Here is a 26,511-nt window from a genome sequence, read left to right on the forward strand (position 1 = left end):
CCCTCGACAACACCTCGTTCGAATGCCGGCACCGGAAGGGCCGGCATGGCTGTTTCTGTTTCTCAAGGAGCTTGACCATGGCCCTGCGCCGCTTCCCCTCCCGAACCACGCTGCTGGCAGCGGCCCTGCTTGCACCGCTGCTGGCCACCGCGGCCACCCAGCCGGCATCTCCGCAGGCGCCCTCGCCCGCCACCGACGCTGCCGATGCGTGGAGCGAACGCGTGCAGATCCTCAGCGGTCCGGACACCGCCGCCAAGCCGCTGCACGCACCGGACGTGGCGCTGCGCATCGTCACCCCCGATGACAGCGAGGCACTGACGCCGAAGGGACTGTCCCTGCTGTTCAGTGGCAACGAGCCCGACTACAGCCGCCGCAACCAGCTGCCCGGCACCATCATCGAAGGCCAGGCCAGCCCGGCCATCACGCTGATGCCGAACGTGGCCAAGGCGCTGGTGGGCGGCTATTTCCGTTATGCGCCCGACGCACTACCGACCCAGACCAGCACCCTGCGCTTCAATGCCGAAACCTGGGCGCTGGTACACCAGGGCAACACCCGCAAGGATCCGCTGTACCGGCTCAACCACACCAGCACCATCCAGCAGCGCCGCGCCGATGGCAGCCTGGCCGAGATCATCCGCTGCAGCGACAGCGACGAACGCGCGACGTTGGGCAACTGGCAGGCCAACGACTACGCCCGGCTGAAGAGCGCCGCGCAGATGATCACCATGAAGTGCATCGAAAAGCTGATCAAGCGCATTCCGGCCATGTATCCGCGCCCGCTGGCGGCTGAAGATCTCAGCGCCTACGCCGGTGGTGTCGTGCCGCCGGCACGGGTGCGCGTGTACGCCGATTTCGGCCGGACCACCACCCTGCTTACCGATGCCTCGTGCCGCGACGACTACCGCGACCGCATCGACGTCAAGTACAACAATGCCGGTGACAAGGGCCTGCTCGGCATTCCCAGCACCGAAGCGCTGCGCAGCAAGCAGAGCCAACGGTTCTCCACGCTCAGTTACCAGGAATACGAAGTCCCAGGTGGCAAGCCGCTGATCTTCGAGGCGGCCTTTGATCCCAAGAGCGGCCTGTACTGCACGGGCACGCTGTCCGGCCAGTTCGTGCCCAAGCCGGGCCAGGACTATGAAGTGGAGTTTGAAGTGGCCGACAAGATGTGCCGGCTGCATGTCCGCCAGGTTCACGCCGATGGCAGCGTGACGCCGCAGCAGGCCCGACCCACCCCCACCATCTGCGAGCGCACGCGTGCGCCGGTGCGCATCGAGCCACGCCAGGAGATGCAGGTCCTGCTGTTCAACCCCGGCCAGCTGCAGATCCAGGACGCGAGCCAAGGCAGTGCCGCACAGCAGCTGCCTGACGAAGCAGGCAGCAGCGAAGCACTGCAGCAGATGCTGCAGCAGGCCAGCAGCACGCCCGGCACCCGCCTGTGCGTGGTGGCGCCGTCATCGGACTACAGCAGCGTGCTGCACGATGCCGTGCGCGAACGCGTGCTGGACGCGCCGCAGGTGCTGCCCAGCCTGTGGGAAGAGACCGCGTCGGTGAACCAGCGCCGTGGTGCCGCCGCCGATGCGCCGGTTGATATCACCGCCGCCGTCGAACGCTGCAAGGCCTTCCCGATCAAAGAGTTCGCTGGGCAGTAAGCCGCAGCGCGCCCGTTCCGCTTTTCCAAGGAGTATCACCATGGCAGTACGCCCCGCCTGTCTCACCGCCGCGATCGCCGCGATCGCCGCCAGCCTCCTGCTATCCGCATCGGCCCATGCCAGGGACCCAGCACCCGCGTCCGACACCACCGCGGCAACCACCCTCGTGGCGACGCCCGAACCCGCGGCCGAACCGGCAACCGAGGCCATGCCGGAACCGGCCGCCCAGGCCGTTGCTGCGCCGGTTGCGGCCGCCGTGCTGGACTACAGCAGCCTGCAGCGCATCAAGATCACCTCCGGGCTGGGCACCGGGCCCGACGGCAATCGCTACGGAGATCCGACCCTGCGCCTGGTGATGCGCGGTGACACCGCCGGCGCTACCGCCGCCAAGGTCGGTCTGTTTGCGCTGGGCACGTTGGCCGGCATCGGTGGCCAGACCAGCACCTTCAGCAAGAACAACGTGCGCGGCGACAGCATCGGTGCCGTGCCCAGCCCCGCGTTTGGGCTGTTGCCGGCCATGATCCGCGAACAGCTGGCGATCTACTTCGCCGCCCATCCCGGCGCCATCCCCAGCGACGAGCGCACCGTCGAAGCCAGCGCCGGTCAGTGGTCGCTGGTGTACCAGAAGCTCGGTGATGCGGACACGCCGTACGAGCTGCGCCACGACGCCACCATCGGCTTCCCGGTGGTGCGCAGGATGTTCCGCAGCGCAAGCGGCGGCCAGGGCGTGCACTGCCAGGACGAGGCACAGGTGGCCCCGCTGCAGGATTGGCAGGCCGACGACTATGCCAAGGCGAAAGCCGCCTCGCGCGACTTCGCCGAGGCCTGCATCGCCCGCTTCGTTGCCGAACTGCCGCGCCTGTTCCCCGACCATGGCGTGTTGCCGGAGACCGCCGCCGAACCGGAGCCGCCGGCAGACGCGCCGGCGCTAGCCGAACACGCGACCGCCGTCACCCAGGCCTGACCCCAGCCCAGGGTCGGACCCCTTGCCGCAGGCAAGGGCTCTGACCCCGGGTGCATCGCGCGCGCCGCCATCCACGCATGGCGTGGATCTACTCGCCCCAGTACAGCCGCATCGGGTTGTCCACCAGCAGCCTGCGCTGCAACTCGGGCGTGGGGGCGATGTGCGGAATCACGTCCACCAGATGGCCGTCGTCGGGCATGTGGCCCTTCATGTTCGGGTGCGGCCAGTCGGTCCCCCATAGCACCCGGTCCGGGAACTGCCGCACCAGGTGCCGGGCGAACGGCACCACATCGGCGTACCCGGGCGGCCCCACACGTGACAGCCGCTCGGGGCAGCTGACCTTGCTCCACACGTTGCCGTGCTCGGCCATCAGTCGCACGAAGCGCTGGAACTCCGGCCCATCCACCGGCTGGCTCACGTCGGGGCGGCCCATGTGGTCCACCACCACGGTGGTCGGCAACGTGGTGAAGAAACTCCAGCGCTCGGCCAGATCGGCCGCTTCGAAGTACACCACCACATGCCAGCCCAGCGGCGCGATGCGATCGATGATCGCGTGGTAATAGGCATCCGGCTTCGGATCGACCAGCCGGCGCACGAAGTTGAAGCGCACACCCCGCACACCGGCGGCATGCAACAGCTGCAGTTCCTCATCGCTCACGCTGTCGCGCACCGTGGCCACGCCCCGGGCCAGGCCGTCGCTGGCCTGCAGCGCGTCCACCAGGGCACGGTTGTCGGCGCCATGGCAGGTGGCCTGCACGATCACGTTGCGGCTGAAGCCCAGGAAATCGCGCAGCGCGAACAGCTGCGCCTTGCCGGCGTCGCAAGGGGTGTACTTGCGTTCGGGCGCATACGGAAACACATCGCCCGGCCCGAACACATGGCAGTGTGCATCCACCGCACCGGGCGGCGGCACGAATTGTGGGCGGCTCGGGTGGGCACAGTAATCCAGCCAGTCGGCATCTTTCTGGAATGCGGCCATCACAGCCCCCTGGCCTTCAGCTGGGCATCCAGCCGCGGGTAGACACGGCGTGCATTGCCTTCGAACACCTTGTAACGGTCCTGCGCCGAAATCGCCAGGGCATCGACGTAGCGGCGGGTGTCATCGAAGAAGTGGCCGGTCTGCGGGTCGATGCCGCGCACCGCGCCGACCATTTCCGAGCCGAACAGGATGTTGTCGATGTCGATCACCTCGAACAGCAGGTCGATGCCGGGCTGGTGGTAGACGCAGGTATCGAAGTACACGTTCTTCATCACATGCTCGGCCAGCGGCGGCTTGCCCAGCATGTCCGCCAGGCCACGGAAGCGCCCCCAATGGTACGGCACCGCACCGCCGCCATGCGGGATGATGAAGCGCAGCGTGGGGAAGTCACGGAACAGGTCACCCTGCAGGAACTGCATGAAGGCGGTGGTATCGGCGTTCAGGTAGTGCGCGCCGGTGGCATGGAAGTTGGCGTTGCAGCTGCCCGACACATGCACCATGGCCGGCACGTCCAGCTCCACCATCTTCTCGAAGAACGGGTACCAGGAACGGTCGGTCAGCGGCAGGCCATCCCAATGGCCGCCGGACGGATCGGGGTTCAGATTGCAGCCGACGAAACCGAGCTCGTTCACGCAGCGCTCCAGCTCGGCCACCGCGTGGGCGATCGGCACGCCCGGCGACTGCGGCAGCTGGCAGACGCCAATGAACTGCTCGGGATACAGCTGCACCACCCGCGCGATCAGGTCGTTGCAGTGCCGCGTCCACTCGGCACTTACCTGCTCATCGCCGATGTGGTGCGCCATGGTGCTGGCACGCGGCGAGAAGATGGTCATGTCCGCGCCACGCTCGCGCAGCAGGCGCAGCTGGTTGGCCCCCACACTGTCGCGCAGTTCATCGTCGCTGATGGTCGGATAGACCGCCGCCGGCAGCGAGCGATCGTTGTAGTGGGCCACCTGCGCCTTGCGAAACGCATCGTGGCCGGTCGGGGCCGTGGTGTAGTGGCCGTGGCAGTCGATGATCATGGGGGATCTCCTGGGGCGATGGATCACCAGCCAAACAGCTGGGCGAAATGCACATCCACGCGCAGGCCAACAATCAGCGCATCGGGAATGTTGGTCGTGCGCGTGGGCGCGTAGATCGGGTCGGGGTTGATGACGTACTGCAGGTTGGGCATCAGTCGGATGCCCTTCTTCACCGCCCAGCCGTAGCTGAGTTCGGTGATGATTTCATCGGCATGCGGCGCGCCCGTGCCGCCATTGCGGCTGCGGCGATCACGCAGGAAGCCGATCTGTTCGTCGCTGAAGTGGGTGTTGGACACGAACAGGGCCAGGGTGTCCTGGTCGCGGCTGGCAAACGTGCCGGTCTTGACGAAGCCGGCCGACACGAAATGATCGACCGGCGCCTCGTTGCCGGTGTTGAGGTAGACACGCCCGAACACCGCCAGGTTGCGCTTGCCCTCGCCGCGCCACACGGTCTGGTCGCCCATCGCGTACCAGCCCATGCGTGCGCCATCCTGCGCCGCGGTCGGCTTGCCGGTCAGCGCCGCCGAGTTGCCGTTGGCATCGAAGTACGGGCTCTTGCCACCATCGCTGTTGCGGTACATGCCCAGCCGGTACGCGCGCGGCAGGCGATCGTTGGCGAAGCTGGTCTGGTAACCCACTTCGTAGGCACTGATCGTGCCGGTGCCCTCGCCCACCGAGAAATCCAGGCCGTTCTTGCCGGCCTCGTTCAGCGTGTTGTTGTAATCGAACACGCCAGCCTGGGCGTACCAGCGATCATCCACGTCGTAGCGCACGATGCCCGCCCACGAAGAATTCGGATAGGCGGTGATGCCCAGGTCGGTGATCGCACCGTAGGGGGTCAGGCACATCGCATTGCTCATGAACACGCAGTTGAGCGGCGAGTTGTTGAAGTAGCTGTTCACCGGCGCGCGACCGGCGGTGATGCTCAACCCGTTGTCGAAGCGGTGGCGCAGGGTCAACCGGGTCAGGCGGCCGCCGGCCACGGGCCGCCAGGTCTGCTGCGCGCTGATCGAATTGCCGATCTTCTCGCGCGCCAGGTTGCGCCCGGCAAACCAGGCCCACTGTGCGTCGACCTCGGTGCCGTGTACGCCGAACAGTTTGTCCAGGTCGAACTTCGATTGGGCCATCACCCAGTACGAGCCTTCGGTACCCTGTTCGACACCGCCCACCGGGTTGTGGGCCACGTTGCCGACCAGGTCCAGGGTCAGGTCGATGCCCTCGGGCACGCTGCGTTCAGCGGCGAAGGCCGGCGCGGCCAGCACACTGGCCAGCAGCAGGTACAGCGGGGTACGCAGGAACTGCGACATGTTCTCTCCCTTCCCGGCGCCGCCGGCGCCAGGGTGTTGCATTCGATGGAGGCCACCCGCGGTGGCCGTCAGGGCTCAGGCCATGGCCTCAGGCAGGCTGTGCGCCCAGCAGACGCTGGCGCGTGCGGCGGGTGCCGATCTGCGCCGCCATGGTCTTTTCATCCAGCTTGCCTTCCCACTTGGCGATCACCAGCACCGCAATCGCGTTGCCGATCAGGTTCACGAAGGTCAGCCCTTCGGCCAGGATGCGGTGGATGCCCAGGATCAGGGCAATGCTGGCCACCGGAATGGTGCCGGTGGTGCCCAGAGTGGCCGCCAGGACCACGAATGCCGCGCCGGCCACGCCGGCCGCGCCCTTGGACGTCAACAGCAGCACGGCGATCAGCCCCAGCTGGTGCCACACGGTCAGTTCGGTGTTGGTGGCCTGGGCCAGGAAGATCGCCACCGTGGTCAGGTACAGGCAGGTGCCATCCAGGTTGAACGAGTAACCGGCAGGAATCACGAAACCGACCACCCCTTCCTCGCAGCCCAGCTTCTTCATCTTCTCGATCAGGCGCGGCAGCACGGTCTCGGTGCTGGTGGTGGCCGCCACGATGATGATCTCGTCGCGCAGGTAGCCCAGCAGGCGCCACAGGCTGGCCCCGGTCCACCAGCACACCGTGCCAAGCACCAATACGGTGAACAGCCCGCAGACCACGAAGAACTCGATGATCAGCTCGCCCAGTGACAGCAGCGAGGCGGCACCGAACTGGCCCACGGTGAAGGCGATGGCGCCGAATGCACCGATGGGCGCCACATACATGATGTAGCCGATGATCTTGAACAGCGCGCCGGAAGCACTCTCGATCACGTCCATCACCGGCTTGCCGCGTTCACCGACGGCGGCCAGTGCCACGCCGAACAGCACCGCCACGAACAGCACCTGCAGCACATGCGCTTCAGTGAAGGCACTGACCAGGGTGTTGGGAATGATGGCCATGATGTAGGCCACGATCGACTGGTCGTGGGCGGTGTGCACGTAGCCCTGGATGCTGGCCATGTCGATGGTCGCCGCATCGATGTTCATGCCGGCGCCGGGCTGCCACAGATCCACCGCCACCAGGCCGACGATCAGCGCCAGGATGGTGATCACCTCGAAGTAGATCAGCGACTTCAGCGCCAGCCGGCCCACGCTGCGCATGTCGCGCATGCCGGCGATGCCGTGCACCACGGTGACGAAGATGATCGGCCCGATCATCATCCGGATCAGCTTGATGAAGCCATCACCCAGCGGCTTCATCGCCGAACCCAGGTCCGGCTGCAGCCAGCCCAGCAACACGCCGATCACGGTGCCGGCCAACACCTGGAACCACAACTGGCCCAATATTCCAAAGCGGCCCGGCCGCTTCCCTACCACGGTCATAACAACCCTCCCAGGTCGCAGAGAATAGAAAGGCGTCGCCTGTTCAGTCGAACAGTTCGCCGTCGAACAGCTTCCGTGCGGTGCGCAGCATCGCCGCGCGGGCCACCTGCCCGTCCTCTTTCAGTTCAATCACGCAGGCGGTCGCCCCGCTGGGGTGCTCCACCGCCAGCGTCTGCACCTGCCCACCCGGCAGGCGGGCCAGGGCGTGGGCCGGCGAACCCGGCAACAGGCAGGCCGTGGCCACCGTCACCGCGCCCAGCACGCCGATGGAGGCGTGGCAGCGGTGCGGAATGAACGAGCGCACGCAGATCGCGCCGCCGTCGGCCGGTGCGGCCACCAGCATCATCTTGGGCACCGACTTTTCCGCCACGTCGCCCAGGTTCATCTTCGGCCCCGCCTGCAGGCGGATCGCCTCCAGCCGCGCCTTCAGTGCGTCGTCGGCATCCAGCGTGGCGCGGTCCTCATGCCCGCTGATGCCCAGATCGGAGGCCCGCAGCACCACGCAGGGCATGCCGTTGTCGATCAGGGTCATCGGCACACCGTCAATCTGGTCCACCGCGTTGCCGGTCGGCAACAGCGCGCCGCAGCTGGAACCGGCGGTGTCCTCGAACGCCAGCGGTACCGGCGCGGCGCTGCCCGGCACCCCGTCGATGCGCGCGTCACCGGCATAGCTCACCACGCCACCCGGTGTCTGCACGCTGGCCGTGGCCAGGGTGCCGGTGTTGGCCATGAAGATGCGCACCTCGGTCACCCCATCGCGTGCCGGCACCAGCCCGCGTTCAATCGCGAACGGGCCCACGCCGGCCAGCATGTTGCCGCAGTTCTGGGCGTCGCTTACCAGCGCCTGGTCCACGAAGACCTGCAGGAACAGGTAATCAACATCGGCATCCTCGCGCTGCGAGGGCGATACGACCGCCACCTTCGAGGTGAGCGGGTCGCCGCCGCCCATGCCATCTATCTGCCGCACGTCCGGCGAACCATAGGCGCGCAGCAGGAAGGCATCGCGCGCGGCAGTGTCCGCCGGCAGGTCCTGGGCCAGGAAGAACCCGCCCTTGGACGTGCCACCGCGCATCCACATCGCGCGCACGCCCTTACTCATAGCGCAGGCCCTTGGCTGCCAGGCGCTCACGCATCGCGTAGATGTCCAGGCCCAGTTCGCCACGGGCCAGGCGCTCGCGCTTGTCGGCCTCGCGTGCTTCGCGGGCCTGCGCCTCGGCAGCCACCCGTGCCGCCTCGGCACGCGGCACGATGCAGACACCATCGTCGTCGGCGATCACCACGTCGCCGGCGTTCACCAAGGCGCCACCACAGACCAGCGGCACGTTCACCGAGCCCAGCGTTTCCTTCACCGTGCCCTGCGCATGGATCGCGCGGCTCCAGACCGGGAAGCCCATCGCGGTCAGCTCACGCACATCGCGCACCCCGGCATCGATCACCAGGCCGCGGCAACCGCGCGCCTGTGCCGAGGTGGCCAGCAGATCGCCGAAGTAGCCATCACTGCAGTCGCTGGTCGGCGCCACCACCAGGATGTCGCCCTCGCCAAGCTGCTCGATGGCCACATGCATCATCCAGTTGTCGCCCGGCGGCACCGACACGGTCACTGCGCTGCCCGCAATGCGCGCGCCGCTGTAGATCGGGCGCAGCCGCGGGTGCAGCAGGCCGCTGCGGCCCTGCGCCTCGTGCACGGTGGCCACGCCGGCCTCGGCCAGTGACTGGATCAGCGCCGGTGCGGCGCGCTCGATGCGGGTGATGACGCGGGACATCCATCCATCCTTCGTTGGCGATGGCGCAGTCTGTTCCGCGGCCCACAGCCACTCAAGATCGTTTTTCGTCCATGCCATTCAATCTGGATATAGTTGTGCCATGAACGCGCTGCCCGAGCTGAACCTGAAGCATCTGCACGCGCTGCTGGCGGTGCACACCCACGGCGGCATCAGCGCGGCGGCGCCGCACATCAATCTGTCCCAGCCGGCGCTCACCCAGGCCATCGCACGGCTGGAGCGGCAACTGGATGCAGCGCTGTTCGACCGGCAGCCCGGCGGCATGGTCGCCACCGAGGCCACGGTGCTGCTGGTGCCACGCATCGAGCGTGCCCTGGCCTACCTGGCCCGCGGCGTGCGCGCCGCCCGTCGCGCCGCACGGCTTCCGGCACTGGCCGCGGTCGAGCGCCGGCTGACCCTCAGCCAGCTGCGCGCACTCACTGCGGTCGACAGCGCCGGCAGCTTCACCCTGGCTGCAGCGCGCGCCGGTGTCTCGCAACCGGCCATGCATCGCGCCGTGCGCGAGCTGGAAGCGGTGATCGAAATGCCACTGCTGCAGCGGCGCGGCAAGGCATTGCTGGCCACGCCGGCCGCCACCCGCCTGCTGCGCTGGGTGCGGCTGGCGCTGTCCGAACTGGCCACCGGCGTGGACGAGCTGGCCGCCCTGCGCGACCAGCATGGCGGGCGCCTGGCCATCGGGGTGATGCCGCTGGCCCGCGCACTGCTGCTGCCACAGGCACTGGCACGCTTCGCCCGGGCCTGGCCGGGCGCCACGGTGAACGTGGTGGAAGGCCCGTTCTCGGAACTGCTGTCCGACCTGCGCCAAGGCAGCCTGGACCTGCTGGTGGGCGCCATGCGCGATCTCAGCGCGGTGCCCGACGTGGTGCAGGAAGGCTTGTTCGACGATGATCCGGTGATCGTGGGCCGCGCCGGTCATCCGCTGGCGGCACAGCAGCCGTGGCGCTTTGCGCAGCTGCTCGACTACCCCTGGGTGATCCCGGCCACCGGCGCACCGGTGCGCGCACGCTGGGAACGGATGTTCCGCGACAACGGCCACGAACCGCCAGTGCTGCGCATTGAATGTGGCTCGCTGGTGATCACCCGCGGGCTGCTGCTGGAAGACGACTGGCTGACCCTGATGTCACGCGACCAGTTCCTGATCGAACGCCAGGCTGGCCTGCTGGCCGACCTGGGCCTGGCCGGTCAGGCCCTGCGCCGCCGCATCGGCCTGACCACCCGAGCGGACTGGCACCCGACGCGGCCGCAGCAGGCCTTCCTGCAGGTCTTCCGCGAGGTGTGCGCCGAACGCAGCAGCGATGGCCCTGACGCCTGGCCATTCCGCTATCGCTGAAGCCGCGTGGGGCGCCCTTGCCCACGCTCGGCTGCCCCATCGAGCCAACAAGTCGCCAAGCATCGACCAGGCTCTACAGTGTGCTTTGATGTCAGCACTGCACAAGGAATGCCGCGCATGATCAGAAGGAACTGGAAGGCCGCGCTGGCGGCCGCACTATTGTCACTGCCCCTGGTACCGGCCAACGCCAGCGGCGATCTGTTCTACTTCGAGGCCGGTCAGGGGGACGTGGTCTTTACGCTGATGCTGATCGGCCGTGAGGATCCCGGCGCGGTCGAGGTCAGCTGGAAAGGCCTGTCGATTCCGCAGCCTCCCAACGTGCAGCGCCGCTATTACATCGAATTCGACCGCGCCCGCCGCCAGGCCTATGTGCGTCCGCTCCGCCGCGACGGACTGCCATGGTTTGAAATGGACGTATCTGGAAAGCGCGGCAACGTGCTGATCGGCGGCCGTCGGCTGCAAGGCAACGCAGACTGGACCAGGCAGTAACGGGCTCCGCGCACAAAAAACCCCCGGCTCGCACCGGGGGTTCTTCGTTTACCGCATCAACCGATCAGCAGGATCAGGCAGCGACCGTCTTGGCCACGTCCTGGTACTCCTCGATCTGGTCGAAGTTCATGTAGCGGTAGATTTCCGCACCGCTCTTGGCGATCACGCCAATATCGGCCATGTACTCTTCCTTGGTCGGAATGCGGCCCAGACGCGAGCAGATCGCGGCCAGTTCGGCCGAACCCAGGTACACGTTGGTGTTGCGGCCCAGACGGTTCGGGAAGTTGCGGGTCGAGGTCGACATCGCGGTGGAACCTTCGCGGATCTGCGCCTGGTTGCCCATGCACAGCGAGCAGCCCGGCATCTCCATGCGTGCGCCGGTGGCGCCGAAGGTGCCGTACACGCCTTCCTTGGTCAGCTCCGAAGCATCCATCTTGGTCGGCGGGGCCACCCACAGGCGGGTCGGCAGATCACGCTTGCCGTCCAGCAGCTTGGCCGCGGCGCGGAAGTGACCGATGTTGGTCATGCACGAACCGATGAACACTTCGTCGATCTTGGCGCCGGCCACTTCGGACAGGGTCTTCACGTCGTCCGGGTCGTTCGGGCAGGCCACGATCGGCTCGTGGATGTCGGCCAGGTCGATCTCGATGACGGCAGCGTATTCGGCGTCGGCATCCGGCTCCAGCAGCTCCGGGTTGGCCAGCCACGCTTCCATCTTTTCGATACGGCGCTGCAGCGAACGCGGATCCTGGTAACCCTCGGCAATCATCCACTTCAGCAGGGTGATGTTGCTGGTCAGGTACTCGATGATCGGTTCCTTGTTCAGGCGCACCGAGCAACCGGCAGCCGAACGTTCGGCCGACGCATCGGACAGTTCGAAGGCCTGTTCGACCTTCAGTTCCGGCAGACCTTCGATTTCCAGGATGCGACCGGAGAAGATGTTCTTCTTGCCGGCCTTGGCCACGGTCAGCAGGCCCGACTTGATGGCGTACAGCGGAATGGCATTGACCAGGTCACGCAGGGTCACGCCCGGCTGCATCTGGCCCTTGAAGCGCACCAGCACCGATTCGGGCATGTCCAGCGGCATGACGCCGGTGGCGGCAGCGAAGGCCACCAGGCCCGAGCCGGCCGGGAACGAAATGCCCACCGGGAAACGGGTGTGAGAGTCACCACCGGTACCGACGGTGTCCGGCAGCAGCATGCGGTTCAGCCAGCTGTGGATCACGCCGTCGCCCGGGCGCAGCGAGATGCCGCCGCGGGTGGAGATGAACTCCGGCAGGGTGTGGTGGGTCTTCACGTCCACCGGCTTCGGGTAAGCGGCGGTGTGGCAGAACGACTGCATCACCAGGTCGGCCGAGAAGCCCAGGCAGGCCAGGTCCTTCAGCTCGTCGCGGGTCATCGGGCCGGTGGTGTCCTGCGAGCCGACCGAGGTCATCTTCGGTTCGCAGTAGGTGCCCGGGCGCATGCCCTGGCCTTCGGCCAGGCCACAGGCGCGGCCGACCATCTTCTGTGCCAGCGAGAAGCCCTTGCCGGTGTCGGCCGGCTGCACCGGCAGGCGGAACAGATCGGTCGGGGCCAGGCCCAGCGCTTCACGCGCCTTGCCGGTCAGGCCGCGGCCGATGATCAGCGGAATGCGGCCACCGGCGCGCACTTCGTCGAACAGTACTTCGGACTTGACCTGGAATTCGGCGATCACTTCGCCGTTCTTCAGCGCCTTGCCTTCGTACGGACGCAGCTCGACCACATCGCCGTGCTCCATCTTCGACACGTCCAGCTCGATCGGCAGTGCGCCGGCATCTTCCATGGTGTTGTAGAAGATCGGGGCGATCTTCGAACCCAGGCAGACGCCACCGGCGCGCTTGTTCGGGATGAACGGAATGTCATCGCCCGTCCACCACAGCACGCTGTTGGTGGCCGACTTGCGCGAGGAACCGGTACCGACCACGTCGCCCACGTAGGCAACCAGGTGGCCCTTGTCCTTCAGGTCCAGGATCTGCTGGATCGGACCGCGCTTGCCGTCTTCTTCCGGGGTGAACGGCGCGTCGTCGCGCTTGTTCTTCAGCATCGCCAGGGCGTGCATCGGAATGTCGGGGCGGGTGGTTGCATCCGGCGCCGGCGACAGGTCGTCGGTGTTGGTTTCGCCCGGCACCTTGAACACGGTGACGGTCAGGCTCTGCGGCACTTCCGGGTTGTTGGTGAACCACTCGGCATCGGCCCAGCTCTGCAGCACGGACTGTGCGTTGGCATTGCCGGCCTTGGCCTTTTCCTGCACATCGTGGAAGGCATCGAAGACCAGCAGGGTCTTCTTCAGGCCGTCAGCGGCGATGGTGCCAACGCTGGCGTCGTCCAGCAGCTGCACCAGCGGGGCCACGTTGTAACCGCCCAGCATGGTGCCCAGCAGTTCGGTGGCGCGCTCGCGGCTGATCAGCGGGTTCTGCTCGCTGCCCAGCGCAATGGCGGCCAGGTACGAGGCCTTGACCTTGGCAGCGTCATCCACGCCGGCCGGCACGCGGTGGGTCAGCAGGTCGAGCAGGAACTCGGCCTCGCCCTGCGGCGGGTTCTTCAGCAGTTCGATGACATCGGCCGTCTGCTGCGCGCTCAGCGGCAGCGGCGGGATGCCAAGCGCAGCGCGCTCGGCGACGTGGTGGCGGTAGGCTTCCAACATGACAACTCCCGGGTAATGCGTAGGTTGAAAAAACAAAGTGGGCTCAGGCTTGCGGCACGATCAGCTTCAGGCCCTTGAAGTAGTCGCGGTAAAACGTGTCGTTCCAGGTGATCAGGCCGTCGCATTGCAGCAATGCGTGGGCGCCGACCATGAATTCGTCCAGGCTGCGGCGGCTGCCGCTGCGCTGGCGGTGGCGGCGGTGCATCTCGCCGGCGCGCAGGGCCGACTTGGCTTCCATCGGGTTGAAGTGCACGCCCATTTCTTCCAGCGCTTCCAGCACTTCGGCGCCGCCGCGCAGCGATGCGCAGACTTCGGCCAGGGTGGCACCGCAGACCACCACGCGGCCACCGACCAGGCTCTGCCGCAGGATCGCTTCGACCGCATCGGCCTGCGGGCCGTTGCTCAGCAGTTCCACCAGCACCGGTGAATCGACGGCAATCATCACGCCTTATTCCTCGTCGCGCACCGCGCGTACCGCCGATTCGGCCGACTCGAAGCCGTCCAGCGCGAACTTGCCGCGGGCGCGGGAGATCGCATCGTCCACGCTCTTGCGCAGGATGATACGGCTGCCGTCCAGCTCCACCTTCAACTGGGTGCCCTTGGTCAGGCCCAGGGCATCACGCACCGCCTTGGGCAGGGTGATCTGTCCGCGCTCTGCAACAGTGGCTTCCATCGGTAGGCCCTCTTCGGTATGCACAAATTATACATACTTTGCCGGGCATACTTCCACCCCGAACCCGGCCGGGCCCGCCCCGGCCCCTACAGCCGCAAAGGATCCGCCACATTCATGACATACGCCATACAACTGCCGCTGTAGTCTGGACCCGATGCCGCAGGCCGGCCCGCGCCCAGGTGAATGCGTTCATACTGGAGTGCACCGGGGCCAGCAGGCCCGCGGCGACCGCAAGCAGGCCCGTATACGCACGGGCCAGAGCAAGCCATCCGCAAGAGGAGTCATCCGCATGAGCGATTCGTTCTCCACCCGCAGCCAGCTCGATGTTGGCGGCAAGGCCTACGATTACTTCAGCCTGCCCAAGCTGGGCCAGCGCTTCGACATCTCCCACCTGCCCTATTCGATGAAGATCCTGCTGGAGAACCTGCTCCGGCACGAGGATGGTGGCGCCACCGTGGGCCCCGAGCACATCGAAGCGGTCGCCCGCTGGCAGCCAAGCGCCGAGCCGGACACCGAAATTGCCTTCATGCCCGCACGCGTGGTGCTGCAGGACTTCACCGGCGTGCCCTGCGTGGTCGACCTGGCCGCCATGCGCGACGCAGTGGTCAAGCTGGGCGGCAAGCCGGAACAGATCAACCCGCAGATCCCCTCCGAACTGGTCATCGACCACTCGGTGCAGGTGGATGTGTTCGGCAAGCCCGACGCGCTGGACTTGAACGGCAAGATCGAATTCCAGCGCAACCAGGAACGCTACGGCTTCCTGCGCTGGGGCCAGAAGGCGTTCGACAACTTCAAGGTGGTGCCGCCCAACACCGGCATCGTCCACCAGGTGAACCTGGAAAACCTGGCCCGCGTGGTGATGACCGCGCAGAAGGACGGTAAGGACGTGGCCTACCCCGATACCGTCTTCGGTACCGACAGCCACACCACCATGATCAATGGCATCGGCGTGCTCGGCTGGGGCGTGGGCGGCATCGAAGCCGAGGCGGCCATGCTCGGCCAGCCCTCCTCCATGCTGATTCCGCAGGTGGTCGGCTTCAAGCTGACCGGCAAGCTGCCCGAAGGCGCTACCGCAACCGACCTGGTGCTGACCGTCACCCAGATGCTGCGCAAGCTGGGCGTGGTCGGCAAGTTCGTCGAATTCTTCGGTGACGGCCTGCAGCACCTGCCGCTGGCCGACCGTGCCACCATCGGCAACATGGCCCCCGAATACGGCGCCACCTGCGGCATCTTCCCGATCGATCACGAATCGCTGAACTACCTGCGCCTGTCCGGCCGCAGCGAAGAACAGATCAACCTGGTCGAAGCCTATGCCAAGGCGCAGGGCCTGTGGCACGAACCGGGCAGCGCGCCGGCGCAGTACAGCACCACGCTGGAGCTGGACATGGGCACGGTGAAGCCGTCGCTGGCCGGCCCCAAGCGCCCGCAGGACCGCGTGCTGCTGGAAGACGTGCAGAAGAACTACCGCGAAGCCCTGGTCGGCCTGACCGCCAACCGCGACCGCAAGGACGCGGCCATCGCCAACTTCACCAATGAAGGTGGCGGCACGGCGGTCGGCAACGAGCAACTGGCCAAGGGCCAGGCCGACATCGAGATCGAAGGTCGCAAGGTGCGGCTGAAGGATGGCGCGGTGGTCATCGCCGCCATCACCTCCTGCACCAACACGTCCAACCCGGCGGTGATGATCGGTGCCGGCCTGCTGGCGCGCACCGCGGCGGCCAAGGGCCTGAACCGCCAGCCGTGGGTGAAGACCTCGCTCGGCCCGGGCTCGCGCGTGGTTACCGATTACCTGGAAAAGGCCGGCGTGCTGAAGGAGCTGGAGAAGATCGGCTTCTACGTGGTCGGCTATGGCTGCACCACCTGCATCGGCAATTCCGGCCCGCTGCCGACCGAAGTCAGCGCCGGTATCGCCGCGGGCGACCTGGCGGTCACCTCGGTGCTGTCGGGCAACCGCAACTTCGAAGGCCGCGTGCACCCTGAAGTAAAGATGAACTACCTGGCCAGCCCGCCGCTGGTGGTGGCCTATGCAATCGCCGGCACCACCGACATCGACCTGACCACCGAACCGCTGGGCACCGGCAGCGATGGCCAGCCGGTGTACCTGCGCGACATCTGGCCCAGCAACAAGGAAATCGGCGATGTCATCGCCGCCACCCTGGGCCCGGACATGTTCAAGCAGAACTACGCCGACGTGTTCAAGGGCGACAGCCGCTGGAACACCATCGCCTCGCCGGACGGCAATCTGTACGAGTGGAGCGATGCTTCCACCTACATCAAGAACCCGCCCTACTTCGATGGCATGACCATGCAGACCGGCAGCATCGACGACGTGCACGGCGCACGCGTGATGGGCCTGTTCGGCGATTCGATCACCACCGACCACATCTCCCCGGCCGGCAACATCAAGAAGGATTCGCCTGCTGGCCGCTTCCTGCAGGAACGCGGTGTACAGCCGGCCGACTTCAACAGCTACGGCAGCCGCCGCGGCAACGACGATGTGATGGTGCGCGGCACCTTCGCCAACATCCGCATCAAGAACCTGATGTTCGGTGGCGAAGAAGGTGGCAACACCCTGTACTATCCCGCCGCTGGCGGCCAGCCGGAAAAGCTGGCCATCTACGATGCGGCGATGAAGTACAAGGCCGACAAGGTGCCGCTGGTCGTGCTGGCCGGCAAGGAATACGGCACCGGCTCGTCGCGCGACTGGGCGGCCAAGGGCACCCTGCTGCTGGGGGTGAAGGCCGTGGTTGCCGAAAGCTTCGAACGTATCCACCGTTCCAACCTGGTGGGCATGGGCGTGCTGCCGCTGCAGTTCCGCAACGGCGAGAACGCACAATCGCTGGGCCTGGACGGTTCGGAAGTGATCGACATCACCGGCCTGCAGGATGGCGCAAGCAAGCGCGCCACCGTTACCGCAACCAAGGCAGACGGCACCCAGAAGACCTTCGACGTGTCGGTGATGCTGCTGACCCCGAAGGAGGTTGAGTACTTCCGCCACGGCGGCCTGCTGCAGTACGTGCTGCGCCAGCTCGCCAGCCGGTAATGTGCCAACCAGGGTTGACACCTACCGGGCGTCGGGGCGGCAATTTGCCCTGGTAGGCGTCGACCTTGGTCGACGCACGGCGTGCCAACCAAGGTTGGCACCTACCAAGGCAACGGGCCGCCCTCTGTAGAGTCGAGCCATGCTCGACTGATCCCAACGTGCCAACCAAGGTTGGCACCTACCAAGGCATGGCGTACCAACCAAGGTTGGCACCTACCAAGGCATGGAGTGCCAACCAAGGTTGGCACCCACCAGGGCGTCAGCCGCTACGGCCGCACGCCATAGATCCGCCACGGGGCCGCCGTCGGCCCCACGTCGTACACCAGCCCGCGCAGCCCCTCTTCCATCACGGTCTCGCCCTCAGCGGCGCCGGTATTGACCACCGTCACCACCATCTCGAACGCCGGGTGCGGCGCCTGGCCAATGCGCGAACACACCACCCCACGATTCTCGTAGTGCACGACCGGGGTGAACCCGGGATCTTCGCAGTGCACGGCCACGAACCGGTAGCCCCGGTCCTCGCTGCTGCCCGGCATCAGCGCGCGGGCCGCGTACGACACCCGGCCCTGGCCGCCGGCGTAGGCCGGCACCTGTACCCGGAATTGGCCGGTGTCGCCGATCGCCAGCACCGGGTAATCCAACTGCTGCATCGGTGGCGGCGTCTGCGCCATGGCCACGGCGGAACTACAGAACAGCAGGCAACTCACGACAATGCGCATCGCACTCTCCCTTACGGAATGGCCCGTGATGGTGCAATACGGCGGCGTATGGCGTCTTTAGGAATGACACGAAATACCCGCCTCTATTTTTCATATTTATGATGTTTTTCATCATTCATGAAATTCGTCCACATCCGGTGTAGGCTGGCGCCACAGGTCACCCCTTCTGGAGCCCGCCATGCTTCACCTGCCCGTCCGCTTCGACCCCATCAACGAGCTGACCCACACCACCGCCTCGTCGGTGAAGGAACACTGGCGCAAGGTCATGCAGGAGGTCCGCGACCAGCGCATGGTGGTGGTCACCAACCATAACGAACCGCAGGCGGTCATCGTCTCCATCGAGCAGTACCGCGCCCTGCAGGCGCGCGTGGAGGCGCTGGAAGCCTCGCTTGAGGAGCTGCGCGACCAGGCCCCGGGCCTGGCTGAACTGCGTGCCGGCTTCGACCAGCGCCTGGCGGTACTGCAGCAGGCCCAGGCCGGCAGCAGCGCACGCGACCTGCTGCGCCGCCCCGCCCGCCTTGGCGGGCAGGTCAAGGCCGGCACCGGCCACTGATGGCGCGGCCATTCCTGTACGTCCTTGCCGGCGTCAATGGCGCCGGCAAGAGTTCGGTGGGCGGCCATGTGCTGCGCGAGGCCGGGCTGAACTGGTTCAACCCCGACACCTTCGCCCGCGATCTGCGCGGCATCACCGGGCTGTCGCAGGCCGAGGCCAATGCCCAGGCCTGGCAGGAAGGCGTCAACCGCATCCGCGATGCGCTGGACCGGCGCCGCAACCACGCCTTTGAAACCACCCTGGGCGGCAATTCAATCGCCGCCCTGCTGCATGAAGCCAGCCACAGCCACGATGTGCTGATGTGGTTCTGCGGCCTGTCCAGCCCGGAACAGCACATCGCCCGGGTCCAGGCCCGCGTGCGCTCGGGCGGGCACCCGATCAACGAAGCCGACATCCGACGCCGCTGGCCACTGGCGCAGCAGAACCTGATCCGGCTGATGCCGGTGCTGGCCCAGCTGCAGGTCTACGACAACAGCGCCGAAGCCGCCCCCGGCGAAGCCGTGCCCGACCCCCGGCTGCTGCTGCAGATGGAAGATGGCCAGGTGCATTTCCCGCAGCCGGACGATCTGACACAGCTGGCCGCCACCCCGGCCTGGGCCACGCCCCTGCTGGAAGCCGCATTGCGCCTGTGACCCAAGGGGTCGGATCCCTTTCCAGAGGAAAGGGCTCTGACCCCGACCCCAAAGGCTCGTCGAGCAAGCTCGACGCTTCCAAAGCCCCCGCCAAGGGGTCGGATCCCTTTCCGAAGGAAAGGGCTCTGACCCCGACCCCAAAAGCTCGTCGAGCAAGCTCGACGCTACCAAAGCCCTCGCCAGGGGTCGGATCCCTTTCCAGAGGAAAGGGCTCAGACCCCGATCCCAAAAGCTCGTCGAGCAAGCTCGACGCTACCAAAGCCCTCGCCAGGGGTCGGATCCCTTTCCAGGGGAAAGGGCTCAGACCCCGATCCCAAAGGCTCGTCGAGCAAGCTCGACGCCACCAGACCGCGCGATGACGCGGCCTTCACTTTTTATTGATTGGACGTTCAATCAATAACCCGCATACTGGTCGCCTTTCCCCCTACGCCACCCGGCCCATGCCCAAGAAAGGCATCGAATCCCTGCGCCGCCAACAGCTGATCGACGCCACCTTCCAGGTCATCCACGAGATCGGCCTGGCCGACGCCACCGTAGCCACCATCGCGCGCAAGGCAGGCCTGTCCACCGGCATCGTCGCCCACTACTTCGGCGACAAGGCCGGTCTGCTCAACGCCGCCATGCGGCAGATCCTGAGCCAGCTCAAGGATGCCTTCGCCCAGCACCGCGGGCAGGCCGCCACAGATCCGCGCTCACAACTGCGCGCACTGGTGGATGCGAACTTCGACCCCAGCCAGACCAGCGGGCCGGCCATGCGCGTCTGGCTGACCTTCTGGGCAGCCAGCATGCACCAGCCCGAACTGGCCCGACTGCAGCGCATCAACGACCAGCGCCTGTATTCCAACCTGGCCTACCAGTTCCACCGCAGCCTGCCGGCCGAACCCGCGCGCCAGGCCGCCCGCGGCCTTGCCGCACTCATCGACGGCCTGTGGCTGCGCGGCAGCCTGGTCGGCGGCCAGATCAACGGCGACAACGCCCGTCACATCGCCTACGCCTACATCGACTTCCAGTTGCAGCCCAACGCGCTATAAGCGCTGCAGGACCCTGCCCCTTCCAAGGAGTACCCCCATGCCCACCCTGCCCGTTCAACAGCTCTACATCCATGGCCGCCGGGTCGACGCCACCAGCGGCAAGACCTTCCAGACCGTGAACCCGGCCAACGGCCAGGTGCTGGCCGAGGTGCAGATTGCCAGCCAGGCCGATGTGGAGCGCGCCGTACGCAGCGCCAGCGAAGGCCAGCAGGCGTGGGCCGCGATGACCGCCATGGAACGCTCGCGCATCCTGCGCCGCGCGGTCGAGATCCTGCGCGAACGCAATGACGAGCTTGCCCATCTGGAAACCCTGGATACCGGCAAGGCGCTGGCCGAAACCACCACCGTGGACATCGTCACCGGCGCGGACGTGCTGGAGTACTACGCCGGCCTGGCCACGGCCATCGAAGGCATCCAGCTGCCGTTGCGCGAATCGAGCTTTTTCTACACCCGCCGCGAACCGCTGGGCGTGGTGGCCGGCATCGGCGCCTGGAACTACCCGATCCAGATCGCGCTGTGGAAATCGGCCCCGGCATTGGCCGCGGGCAACGCGATGGTGTTCAAGCCCTCCGAAGTGACCCCGCTGACCGCGCTGAAGCTGGCCGAGATCTACACCGAAGCCGGCGTGCCCGACGGTGTGTTCAACGTGCTGCAGGGCCCCGGTGGCGAGATCGGCAACTGGCTGACCGAACACCCGGTGATCGAGAAGATCTCCTTCACCGGCGGCGTGACCACCGGCAAGAAGGTGATGGCGGCCGCTGCGTCCTCGTCACTGAAAGAAGTGACCATGGAACTGGGCGGCAAGTCGCCGCTGCTGATCTGTCAGGACGCCAACCTGGACCGTGCCGCCGATATCGCGGTCATGGCCAACTTCTTCAGCTCCGGCCAGGTCTGCACCAACGGCACCCGCGTGTTCGTGCCGCGCGCCATGCTGGCAGCCTTCGAAGCGGCGGTGGTGCAGCGCGTGCAGCGCATCCGCATGGGCGACCCGACCGCCCAGGACACCAACTTCGGGCCGATGGTCAGCTTCCCGCACATGGACAACGTGCTGCGCTACATCGACAGCGGCAAGGCCGAAGGCGCCCGCCTGCTGACCGGTGGCGGCCGCGCCACCGAGGGTGCGCTGGCCGAGGGCGCGTACGTGCAGCCCACCGTGTTTTCCGACTGCCGCGACGACATGAAGATCGTGCGCGAGGAAATCTTCGGGCCAGTGATGAGCATCCTGGCCTACGACGATGAAGACGAAGCGGTGCGGCGCGCCAACGACACCCCGTTCGGCCTGGCCGCCGGCGTGGTCAGCGGCGATATCAGCCGCGCCCACCGCATCATCCACCGCCTGCAGGCCGGCATCTGCTGGATCAACACCTGGGGCGAATCGCCGGCCGAAATGCCGGTGGGCGGCTACAAGGAATCCGGCGTGGGCCGCGAGAACGGCCTGTCCACGCTGGGCCACTACACCCGCATCAAATCGGTCCAGGTGGAACTGGGCGACTTCGCCAGCGTGTTCTGAGCAGCGCGCCCCGACCGCAGGAGACAACCATGAGCACCACCAACGAGTACGACTACATCATCATCGGCGCCGGTTCGGCCGGCAACGTGCTGGCCACCCGCCTGACCGAAGACGCCGATGTGCGCGTTCTGCTGCTGGAAGCCGGCGGCCCCGACTACCGGCTCGATTTCCGCACGCAGATGCCGGCCGCACTGGCCTATCCGCTGCAGGGCAAGCGCTACAACTGGGCGTACAAGACCGACCCGGAGCCCTTCATGAACAACCGGCGCATGGACTGCGGCCGCGGCAAGGGCCTGGGCGGCTCGTCGCTCATCAACGGCATGTGCTACATCCGCGGCAACGCGATGGACTATGACAACTGGGCCAGCATGCCGGGCCTGGAAGACTGGACCTACCTGGACTGCCTGCCCTATTTCCGCAAGGCCGAAACCCGCGACATCGGGGCCAACGACTACCACGGCGACCAGGGCCCGCTGCAGGTCACCACGCCCAAGGCCGGCAACAACGAACTGTTCGCCGCCATGATCGAAGCCGGCGTGCAGGCCGGCTACCCGCGCACCGATGATCTGAACGGCTACCAGCAGGAAGGCTTCGGCCCGATGGACCGCACGGTCACCGCCAAGGGCCGTCGTTCCAGCACCGCCCGTGGCTACCTGGACCAGGCCAAGCCGCGCCCGAACCTGACCATCGTCACCCACGCGCTGACCGACCGCATCCTGTTCTCGGGCAAGCGCGCGGTGGGCGTGCAGTGGCTGTACAACGACCAGCCGCAGCGCGCCACCGCCCGCCGCGAGGTGCTGCTCTGCGGCGGCGCCATTGCTTCGCCGCAGATCCTGCAGCGCTCGGGCGTGGGCCCGGCCGACCTGCTGCGCAGCCTGGACATCGACCTGGTGCACCACCTGCCCGGCGTCGGCGCCAACTTGCAGGACCATCTGGAAATGTACCTGCAGTACGAATGCAAGAAGCCGGTATCGCTGGCGCCGGCACTGAAGCTGTACAACCAGCCGGCCATCGGCGCGGAGTGGCTGTTCCTGGGCACCGGCATCGGCGCCAGCAACCAGTTCGAGGCCGGCGGCTTCATCCGCAGCGATGCCGAATTCGACTGGCCGAACCTGCAGTACCACTTCCTGCCGGTGGCCATCAATTACAACGGCTCCAACCCGATCAAGGCGCACAGCTTCCAGATGCACGTGGGCTCGATGCGTTCGCCCAGCCGCGGCCGCATCCACGTGCGTTCCAAGGACCCGCGCGAACATCCCAGCATCCTGTTCAACTACATGTCGCACGAACAGGACTGGCGCGAGTTCCGCGCCGCCATCCGCATCACCCGCGAGATCTTCGCGCAGCCGGCGCTGGCCCCCTACAGCGGCCGCGAGATTTCGCCCGGCCGCGAGCTGCAGACCGATGCACAGATCGATGGCTTCGTGCGCGAGCATGCCGAGACCGCCTACCACCCCTCGTGCACCAACAAGATGGGCCACGCCGACGACCCGATGGCGGTGGTCGATGGCCAGGGCCGCGTGCACGGCCTGGACGGCCTACGCATCGTCGATGCCTCGATCATGCCGCAGGTGGTGACCGGCAACCTCAACGCGCCGACCATCATGATGGCCGAGAAGCTGGCCGACGTGATCCGCGGCCGCCCCGCGCTGGCCCGCAGCACGGCCCCGTACTACCAGGCCAACGGCGCCCCGGTACGCCGCCAGCGCTGACGCGAATGCCACGCCCGTGCGCCCGGTAGGTGCCCACCTTGGTGGGCACACGCCATCCCATCCCAATGCCCGGTAGGTGCCCACCTTGGTGGGCACGCGCCATCCCATCCTGCCGACCAAGGTCGGCAGCTACCAGCCGCCGGCGCACTGACCGTCACGCCCTCTTCGCGTTTTCCCTACGGAACGGTATGCTGCTGCGAGCGGTTCTGGCGGATACTGTCCGCGCCGCACCCATCACAACGATTCCTGGAGGGGGAATATGAGTCTGGATCGTCCCTGGCTGCAGAGCTATCCGAAAGGCGTTCCCGCCGAAATCGACGTCAACGAGTTCCATTCGGTAGCTTCGGTCTTCGACGCCTCCGTGGCGAAGTTCCGCGACCGCCCCGCCTACTCCAGTTTCGGCAAGGTGCTCACCTATGGTGAAACCGATGCTCTGGTCGAGCAGTTCGCGGCCTACCTGCTGGGCGAACTGAAGCTGAAAAAGGGTGACCGCGTTGCCCTGATGATGCCCAACTGCCTGCAGTACCCCATCGCGACCTTCGGCGTGCTGCGCGCCGGCCTCACCGTGGTCAACGTCAACCCGCTGTACACCGCCCGCGAGCTGAAGCATCAGCTGGTCGATGCCGGTGTCACCGCGCTGGTGGTCGTGGACAACTTCGGCGACACCGTGCAGCAGGTCATCGCCGAAACCCAGGTCAAGCAGGTCATCACCACCGGCCTGGGCGACCTGCTCGGCGCCAAGGGTGCGATCGTCAATTTCGTACTGAAGTACGTCAAGAAGATGGTGCCCAACTACCATCTGAAGGGCGCCATCCGCTTCAAGCAGGCGCTCAAGCTGGGCAGCCGCCACACCCTGCCCAAAGTCGAGATCGACCACGATGACGTGGCATTCCTGCAGTACACTGGCGGCACCACCGGCGTGGCCAAGGGCGCCATGCTGACCAACCGCAACCTGATCGCCAACATGCAGCAGGCCTCGGCCTGGATCGGCGCATCGGGCATCGAGCCGGGCAAGGAATGGATCATCACCGCCCTGCCGCTGTACCACATCTTCGCATTGACCGCGAACGGCCTGGTCTTCATGAAGTTCGGTGGCTGCAACCACCTGATCACCAACCCGCGCGACATGAAGGGCTTCGTCAAGGAGCTCAAGTCGGTGCGCTTCACCGCCATCACCGGCGTCAACACGCTGTTCAACGGTCTGCTGAACACCCCCGGCTTCGACACCGTGGATTTCTCCTCGTTGAAGGTCACCCTGGGCGGCGGCATGGCCGTGCAGCGTGCGGTGGCCGAGCGCTGGAAGAAGGTGACCGGGGTGACCCTGGTGGAGGCCTATGGCCTGACCGAAACCTCGCCGGCCGCCTGCATCAACCCGCTGGACCTGAAGGAATACAACGGCGCCATCGGCCTGCCGATTCCGTCCACCGATGCCTGCATCAAGGACGACAACAGCAACACCCTGCCGCTGGGCGAAGTGGGCGAGCTGTGCATCAAGGGCCCGCAGGTGATGAAGGGCTACTGGCAGCGCCCGGACGAAACCCGCCAGGCCATCGACGCCGACGGCTGGCTGCACACCGGTGACATGGCGCGCATGGATGAGCAGGGCTTCTTCTACATCGTCGACCGCAAGAAGGACATGATCCTGGTGTCCGGCTTCAACGTGTACCCCAACGAAGTGGAAGACGTGATCGCGATGATGCCGGGCGTGCTGGAAGTGGCCGCCGTGGGCGTTCCGGACGAAAAGTCCGGCGAAGTGGTGAAGGTCGTGATCGTGAAGAAGGACCCGAACCTGACCGCCGAAATGGTCAAGGAACACGCCCGGGCCAACCTGACCGGCTACAAGCACCCCAGAATCGTAGAATTCCGAAAAGAGCTGCCGAAGACCAACGTCGGCAAGATCCTGCGTCGCGAGCTGCGCGATACGCCCGCCACGTAAGGGTTTCCACAGGTTTCAACGCCGCAAGGCCCGGGTCGGAAACGCCCCGGGCCTTTTCGCATGTGAAAGGCTGCACCCGTTGTAGCATCGCGTCGTGTGTGGACCGTTCGGCCCGCCGGCCACCACGTTTTCACGCGGGCCGCCTGCCGAGGACCCTTCCATGAGCACCATCGAAAAACTGCCGACCAGCGGTTCACCGTTTGCCGCCATCCGTACCGAAGACAGCGACGACGGCGCTGCCCACTGGCTGTTCATGCATGCCGATGCGTCCACGGGCATCCGCCCGTGCTGCCGCAAGGACATGCTGGACGAAATGTGGAGCTACATGAACGCCATCACCCGCAGCCCGGCCCAGCGTCACAGCGGCCAACTGCGGCACTTCGTGCTGGCCTCCGACGCCATCGCCTACAACCTGGGCGGTGACCTGGACCTGTTCACCCGCCTGATCCGCGAAGGCAACCGCGACCTGCTGCTGACCTACGCCCAACGCTGCGTGGAAGGCGTGCACCACCTGCACACCGGCTTTGGCGGCGATGTGCGCTCCATCGCGCTGATCCAGGGTGATGCCCTGGGCGGCGGCCTGGAAATGGCCCTGGCCTGCCACACCATCGTGGCCGAGGAAGGCAGCGGCATGGGCCTGCCCGAAGTGCTGTTCGGGCTGTTCCCGGGCATGGGCGCGTACTCGTTCCTGTGCCGCCGCGTGGCCCCGCAGCTGGCCGAAAAGATCATCCTGGACGGCCGCATCTACAGTGCCGAGGAAATGCATGCGCTGGGGGTGGTGGACGTGCTGGTGAAGAAGGGCGAAGGCCGTGCCGCCGTGCAGGAGATGATCCGCTACCAGCAGCGCCTGCCGCAGTCGTACCTGGCCATGAACGCCGCACGCAACCTGGCCCAGGCGGTGAGCTACGACGAGCTGCTGGAAATCACCAAGGTCTGGGTGGATTCGGCGCTGGCATTGGGCGACCGCTCGCTGCGCACGATGGATCGATTGATCAAGGCACAGACGCGTCGTGCGTCGATGGATGCGGCCTGATTCCAGCCCTCCCCCTGCTGGCTTGGAGCCCGGCTGGCCACCGGGCTTTTTTTCGCGCGATCGCTACCCCGTAGAGTC

At 66.5% G+C, this 26,511-nt stretch carries 22 protein-coding genes; 12 read left to right on the forward strand and 10 right to left on the reverse strand.

The window, feature by feature from the left end; genetic code table 11:
- Positions 1-77: 77 nt before the first annotated feature.
- Together G4G00_RS17750 and G4G00_RS17755 are read left to right on the forward strand one after the other, a co-directional pair.
- The gene (locus G4G00_RS17750; RefSeq protein WP_164275413.1) at positions 78-1,652 is read left to right on the forward strand and encodes a hypothetical protein; all 1,575 of its coding nucleotides are present in this window, start codon (positions 78-80) and stop codon (positions 1,650-1,652) included.
- 40 nt (positions 1,653-1,692) lie between these two features.
- The gene (locus G4G00_RS17755; RefSeq protein WP_164275416.1) at positions 1,693-2,616 is read left to right on the forward strand and encodes a hypothetical protein; all 924 of its coding nucleotides are present in this window, start codon (positions 1,693-1,695) and stop codon (positions 2,614-2,616) included.
- A gap of 88 nt (positions 2,617-2,704) precedes the next feature.
- Here the strand turns inward: G4G00_RS17755 and G4G00_RS17760 are convergent, their stop codons facing one another.
- The 6 genes from G4G00_RS17760 to G4G00_RS17785 all read right to left on the reverse strand — a co-directional run bounded on the left by G4G00_RS17760 (position 2,705) and on the right by G4G00_RS17785 (position 9,089).
- Entirely contained in the window at positions 2,705-3,595 is an 891-nt protein-coding gene (locus G4G00_RS17760) for an amidohydrolase family protein (protein WP_164275418.1), read from the reverse strand.
- Entirely contained in the window at positions 3,595-4,617 is a 1,023-nt protein-coding gene (locus G4G00_RS17765) for an amidohydrolase family protein (RefSeq protein ID WP_164275421.1), read from the reverse strand. The genes G4G00_RS17760 and G4G00_RS17765 overlap by 1 nt, the downstream gene beginning before the upstream one ends.
- Before the next feature lie 23 nt (positions 4,618-4,640).
- Complete coding sequence (locus G4G00_RS17770; RefSeq protein ID WP_164275424.1) at positions 4,641-5,924, reverse strand: carbohydrate porin; 1,284 nt, start codon at positions 5,922-5,924, stop codon at positions 4,641-4,643.
- An 88-nt stretch (positions 5,925-6,012) separates the two neighbouring features.
- Positions 6,013-7,326: a C4-dicarboxylate transporter DctA gene (dctA, locus tag G4G00_RS17775; protein ID WP_108756102.1), complete on the reverse strand. Its 1,314-nt coding sequence runs from the start codon at positions 7,324-7,326 to the stop codon at positions 6,013-6,015.
- Between the two features lie 43 nt (positions 7,327-7,369).
- Complete coding sequence (locus G4G00_RS17780; protein ID WP_164275427.1) at positions 7,370-8,425, reverse strand: 4-oxalomesaconate tautomerase; 1,056 nt, start codon at positions 8,423-8,425, stop codon at positions 7,370-7,372.
- Positions 8,418-9,089 carry a 4-carboxy-4-hydroxy-2-oxoadipate aldolase/oxaloacetate decarboxylase gene (locus tag G4G00_RS17785; RefSeq protein ID WP_108749521.1) on the reverse strand — a complete coding sequence of 224 codons (672 nt, stop codon included), beginning with the start codon at positions 9,087-9,089 and terminating at the stop codon, positions 8,418-8,420. Before G4G00_RS17785 ends, G4G00_RS17780 begins: the two co-directional genes overlap by 8 nt.
- 100 nt (positions 9,090-9,189) lie before the next feature.
- Here G4G00_RS17785 and G4G00_RS17790 point away from each other — a divergent pair, with 100 nt between their 5' ends.
- Both G4G00_RS17790 and G4G00_RS17795 read left to right on the forward strand, forming a co-directional pair.
- Positions 9,190-10,437 carry a LysR substrate-binding domain-containing protein gene (locus tag G4G00_RS17790; RefSeq protein WP_164275430.1) on the forward strand — a complete coding sequence of 416 codons (1,248 nt, stop codon included), beginning with the start codon at positions 9,190-9,192 and terminating at the stop codon, positions 10,435-10,437.
- A 108-nt stretch (positions 10,438-10,545) separates the two neighbouring features.
- Entirely contained in the window at positions 10,546-10,926 is a 381-nt protein-coding gene (locus G4G00_RS17795) for a hypothetical protein (protein ID WP_159093956.1), read from the forward strand.
- A 73-nt stretch (positions 10,927-10,999) separates the two neighbouring features.
- Here G4G00_RS17795 and acnB read toward each other — a convergent pair whose 3' ends face one another.
- From acnB to G4G00_RS17810, 3 genes are read right to left on the reverse strand one after another with little or no spacing between them, the layout of a single operon-like run.
- Positions 11,000-13,591: a bifunctional aconitate hydratase 2/2-methylisocitrate dehydratase gene (acnB, locus tag G4G00_RS17800; RefSeq protein WP_108756099.1), complete on the reverse strand. Its 2,592-nt coding sequence runs from the start codon at positions 13,589-13,591 to the stop codon at positions 11,000-11,002.
- A 43-nt stretch (positions 13,592-13,634) separates the two neighbouring features.
- Positions 13,635-14,033 carry a type II toxin-antitoxin system VapC family toxin gene (locus tag G4G00_RS17805; protein ID WP_008267153.1) on the reverse strand — a complete coding sequence of 133 codons (399 nt, stop codon included), beginning with the start codon at positions 14,031-14,033 and terminating at the stop codon, positions 13,635-13,637.
- Between the two features lie 6 nt (positions 14,034-14,039).
- Positions 14,040-14,264, reverse strand: a complete 225-nt coding sequence (locus G4G00_RS17810; protein WP_108749517.1) for an AbrB/MazE/SpoVT family DNA-binding domain-containing protein — start codon at positions 14,262-14,264, stop codon at positions 14,040-14,042.
- Between the two features lie 289 nt (positions 14,265-14,553).
- Between G4G00_RS17810 and acnA the strand changes: the two genes are divergently transcribed.
- Positions 14,554-17,307, forward strand: a complete 2,754-nt coding sequence (acnA, locus tag G4G00_RS17815) for an aconitate hydratase AcnA (RefSeq protein WP_164275432.1) — start codon at positions 14,554-14,556, stop codon at positions 17,305-17,307.
- 266 nt (positions 17,308-17,573) lie between these two features.
- Here acnA and G4G00_RS17820 read toward each other — a convergent pair whose 3' ends face one another.
- Positions 17,574-18,026 (reverse strand): hypothetical protein, encoded by a 453-nt coding sequence (locus G4G00_RS17820; RefSeq protein ID WP_108752999.1) that lies wholly within the window; start codon positions 18,024-18,026, stop codon positions 17,574-17,576.
- 178 nt (positions 18,027-18,204) lie between these two features.
- Here G4G00_RS17820 and G4G00_RS17825 point away from each other — a divergent pair, with 178 nt between their 5' ends.
- The 7 genes from G4G00_RS17825 to G4G00_RS17855 all read left to right on the forward strand — a co-directional run bounded on the left by G4G00_RS17825 (position 18,205) and on the right by G4G00_RS17855 (position 26,433).
- The gene (locus G4G00_RS17825; RefSeq protein WP_108752998.1) at positions 18,205-18,579 is read left to right on the forward strand and encodes a type II toxin-antitoxin system Phd/YefM family antitoxin; all 375 of its coding nucleotides are present in this window, start codon (positions 18,205-18,207) and stop codon (positions 18,577-18,579) included.
- The gene (locus G4G00_RS17830; RefSeq protein ID WP_164275435.1) at positions 18,579-19,211 is read left to right on the forward strand and encodes an AAA family ATPase; all 633 of its coding nucleotides are present in this window, start codon (positions 18,579-18,581) and stop codon (positions 19,209-19,211) included. The genes G4G00_RS17825 and G4G00_RS17830 overlap by 1 nt, the downstream gene beginning before the upstream one ends.
- 440 nt (positions 19,212-19,651) lie before the next feature.
- Complete coding sequence (betI, locus tag G4G00_RS17835) at positions 19,652-20,242, forward strand: transcriptional regulator BetI (RefSeq protein ID WP_164275437.1); 591 nt, start codon at positions 19,652-19,654, stop codon at positions 20,240-20,242.
- Positions 20,243-20,279: 37 nt separating this feature from the next.
- Positions 20,280-21,752, forward strand: coding sequence for a betaine-aldehyde dehydrogenase (betB, locus tag G4G00_RS17840; protein WP_108752995.1), 1,473 nt, complete (start codon positions 20,280-20,282; stop codon positions 21,750-21,752).
- A 29-nt stretch (positions 21,753-21,781) separates the two neighbouring features.
- Complete coding sequence (gene betA / locus G4G00_RS17845) at positions 21,782-23,464, forward strand: choline dehydrogenase (RefSeq protein WP_164275440.1); 1,683 nt, start codon at positions 21,782-21,784, stop codon at positions 23,462-23,464.
- A 259-nt stretch (positions 23,465-23,723) separates the two neighbouring features.
- Entirely contained in the window at positions 23,724-25,400 is a 1,677-nt protein-coding gene (locus G4G00_RS17850) for a long-chain fatty acid--CoA ligase (protein ID WP_108756093.1), read from the forward strand.
- A 160-nt stretch (positions 25,401-25,560) separates the two neighbouring features.
- Positions 25,561-26,433, forward strand: a complete 873-nt coding sequence (locus tag G4G00_RS17855) for a crotonase/enoyl-CoA hydratase family protein (RefSeq protein WP_164275443.1) — start codon at positions 25,561-25,563, stop codon at positions 26,431-26,433.
- Positions 26,434-26,511: the final 78 nt, after the last annotated feature.

It is taken from the genome of Stenotrophomonas sp. B1-1, assembly GCF_010894375.1.
GTDB lineage: Bacteria > Pseudomonadota > Gammaproteobacteria > Xanthomonadales > Xanthomonadaceae > Stenotrophomonas.

Coding starts and splice junctions, on each gene's coding strand:
- G4G00_RS17805 (WP_008267153.1), bottom strand. CDS start 14,033: ATGATTGCCGTCGATTCACCGGTGCTGGTGGAACTGCTGAGCAACGGC.
- G4G00_RS17765 (WP_164275421.1), bottom strand. CDS start 4,617: ATGATCATCGACTGCCACGGCCACTACACCACGGCCCCGACCGGCCAC.
- acnB (WP_108756099.1), bottom strand. CDS start 13,591: ATGTTGGAAGCCTACCGCCACCACGTCGCCGAGCGCGCTGCGCTTGGC.
- G4G00_RS17750 (WP_164275413.1), top strand. CDS start 78: ATGGCCCTGCGCCGCTTCCCCTCCCGAACCACGCTGCTGGCAGCGGCC.
- G4G00_RS17820 (WP_108752999.1), bottom strand. CDS start 18,026: ATGCGCATTGTCGTGAGTTGCCTGCTGTTCTGTAGTTCCGCCGTGGCC.
- betB (WP_108752995.1), top strand. CDS start 20,280: ATGCCCACCCTGCCCGTTCAACAGCTCTACATCCATGGCCGCCGGGTC.
- betI (WP_164275437.1), top strand. CDS start 19,652: ATGCCCAAGAAAGGCATCGAATCCCTGCGCCGCCAACAGCTGATCGAC.
- betA (WP_164275440.1), top strand. CDS start 21,782: ATGAGCACCACCAACGAGTACGACTACATCATCATCGGCGCCGGTTCG.
- G4G00_RS17755 (WP_164275416.1), top strand. CDS start 1,693: ATGGCAGTACGCCCCGCCTGTCTCACCGCCGCGATCGCCGCGATCGCC.
- G4G00_RS17850 (WP_108756093.1), top strand. CDS start 23,724: ATGAGTCTGGATCGTCCCTGGCTGCAGAGCTATCCGAAAGGCGTTCCC.
- G4G00_RS17785 (WP_108749521.1), bottom strand. CDS start 9,089: ATGTCCCGCGTCATCACCCGCATCGAGCGCGCCGCACCGGCGCTGATC.
- G4G00_RS17825 (WP_108752998.1), top strand. CDS start 18,205: ATGCTTCACCTGCCCGTCCGCTTCGACCCCATCAACGAGCTGACCCAC.
- dctA (WP_108756102.1), bottom strand. CDS start 7,326: ATGACCGTGGTAGGGAAGCGGCCGGGCCGCTTTGGAATATTGGGCCAG.
- G4G00_RS17855 (WP_164275443.1), top strand. CDS start 25,561: ATGAGCACCATCGAAAAACTGCCGACCAGCGGTTCACCGTTTGCCGCC.
- G4G00_RS17760 (WP_164275418.1), bottom strand. CDS start 3,595: ATGGCCGCATTCCAGAAAGATGCCGACTGGCTGGATTACTGTGCCCAC.
- G4G00_RS17770 (WP_164275424.1), bottom strand. CDS start 5,924: ATGTCGCAGTTCCTGCGTACCCCGCTGTACCTGCTGCTGGCCAGTGTG.
- G4G00_RS17795 (WP_159093956.1), top strand. CDS start 10,546: ATGCCGCGCATGATCAGAAGGAACTGGAAGGCCGCGCTGGCGGCCGCA.
- G4G00_RS17780 (WP_164275427.1), bottom strand. CDS start 8,425: ATGAGTAAGGGCGTGCGCGCGATGTGGATGCGCGGTGGCACGTCCAAG.
- G4G00_RS17790 (WP_164275430.1), top strand. CDS start 9,190: ATGAACGCGCTGCCCGAGCTGAACCTGAAGCATCTGCACGCGCTGCTG.
- acnA (WP_164275432.1), top strand. CDS start 14,554: ATGAGCGATTCGTTCTCCACCCGCAGCCAGCTCGATGTTGGCGGCAAG.
- G4G00_RS17830 (WP_164275435.1), top strand. CDS start 18,579: ATGGCGCGGCCATTCCTGTACGTCCTTGCCGGCGTCAATGGCGCCGGC.
- G4G00_RS17810 (WP_108749517.1), bottom strand. CDS start 14,264: ATGGAAGCCACTGTTGCAGAGCGCGGACAGATCACCCTGCCCAAGGCG.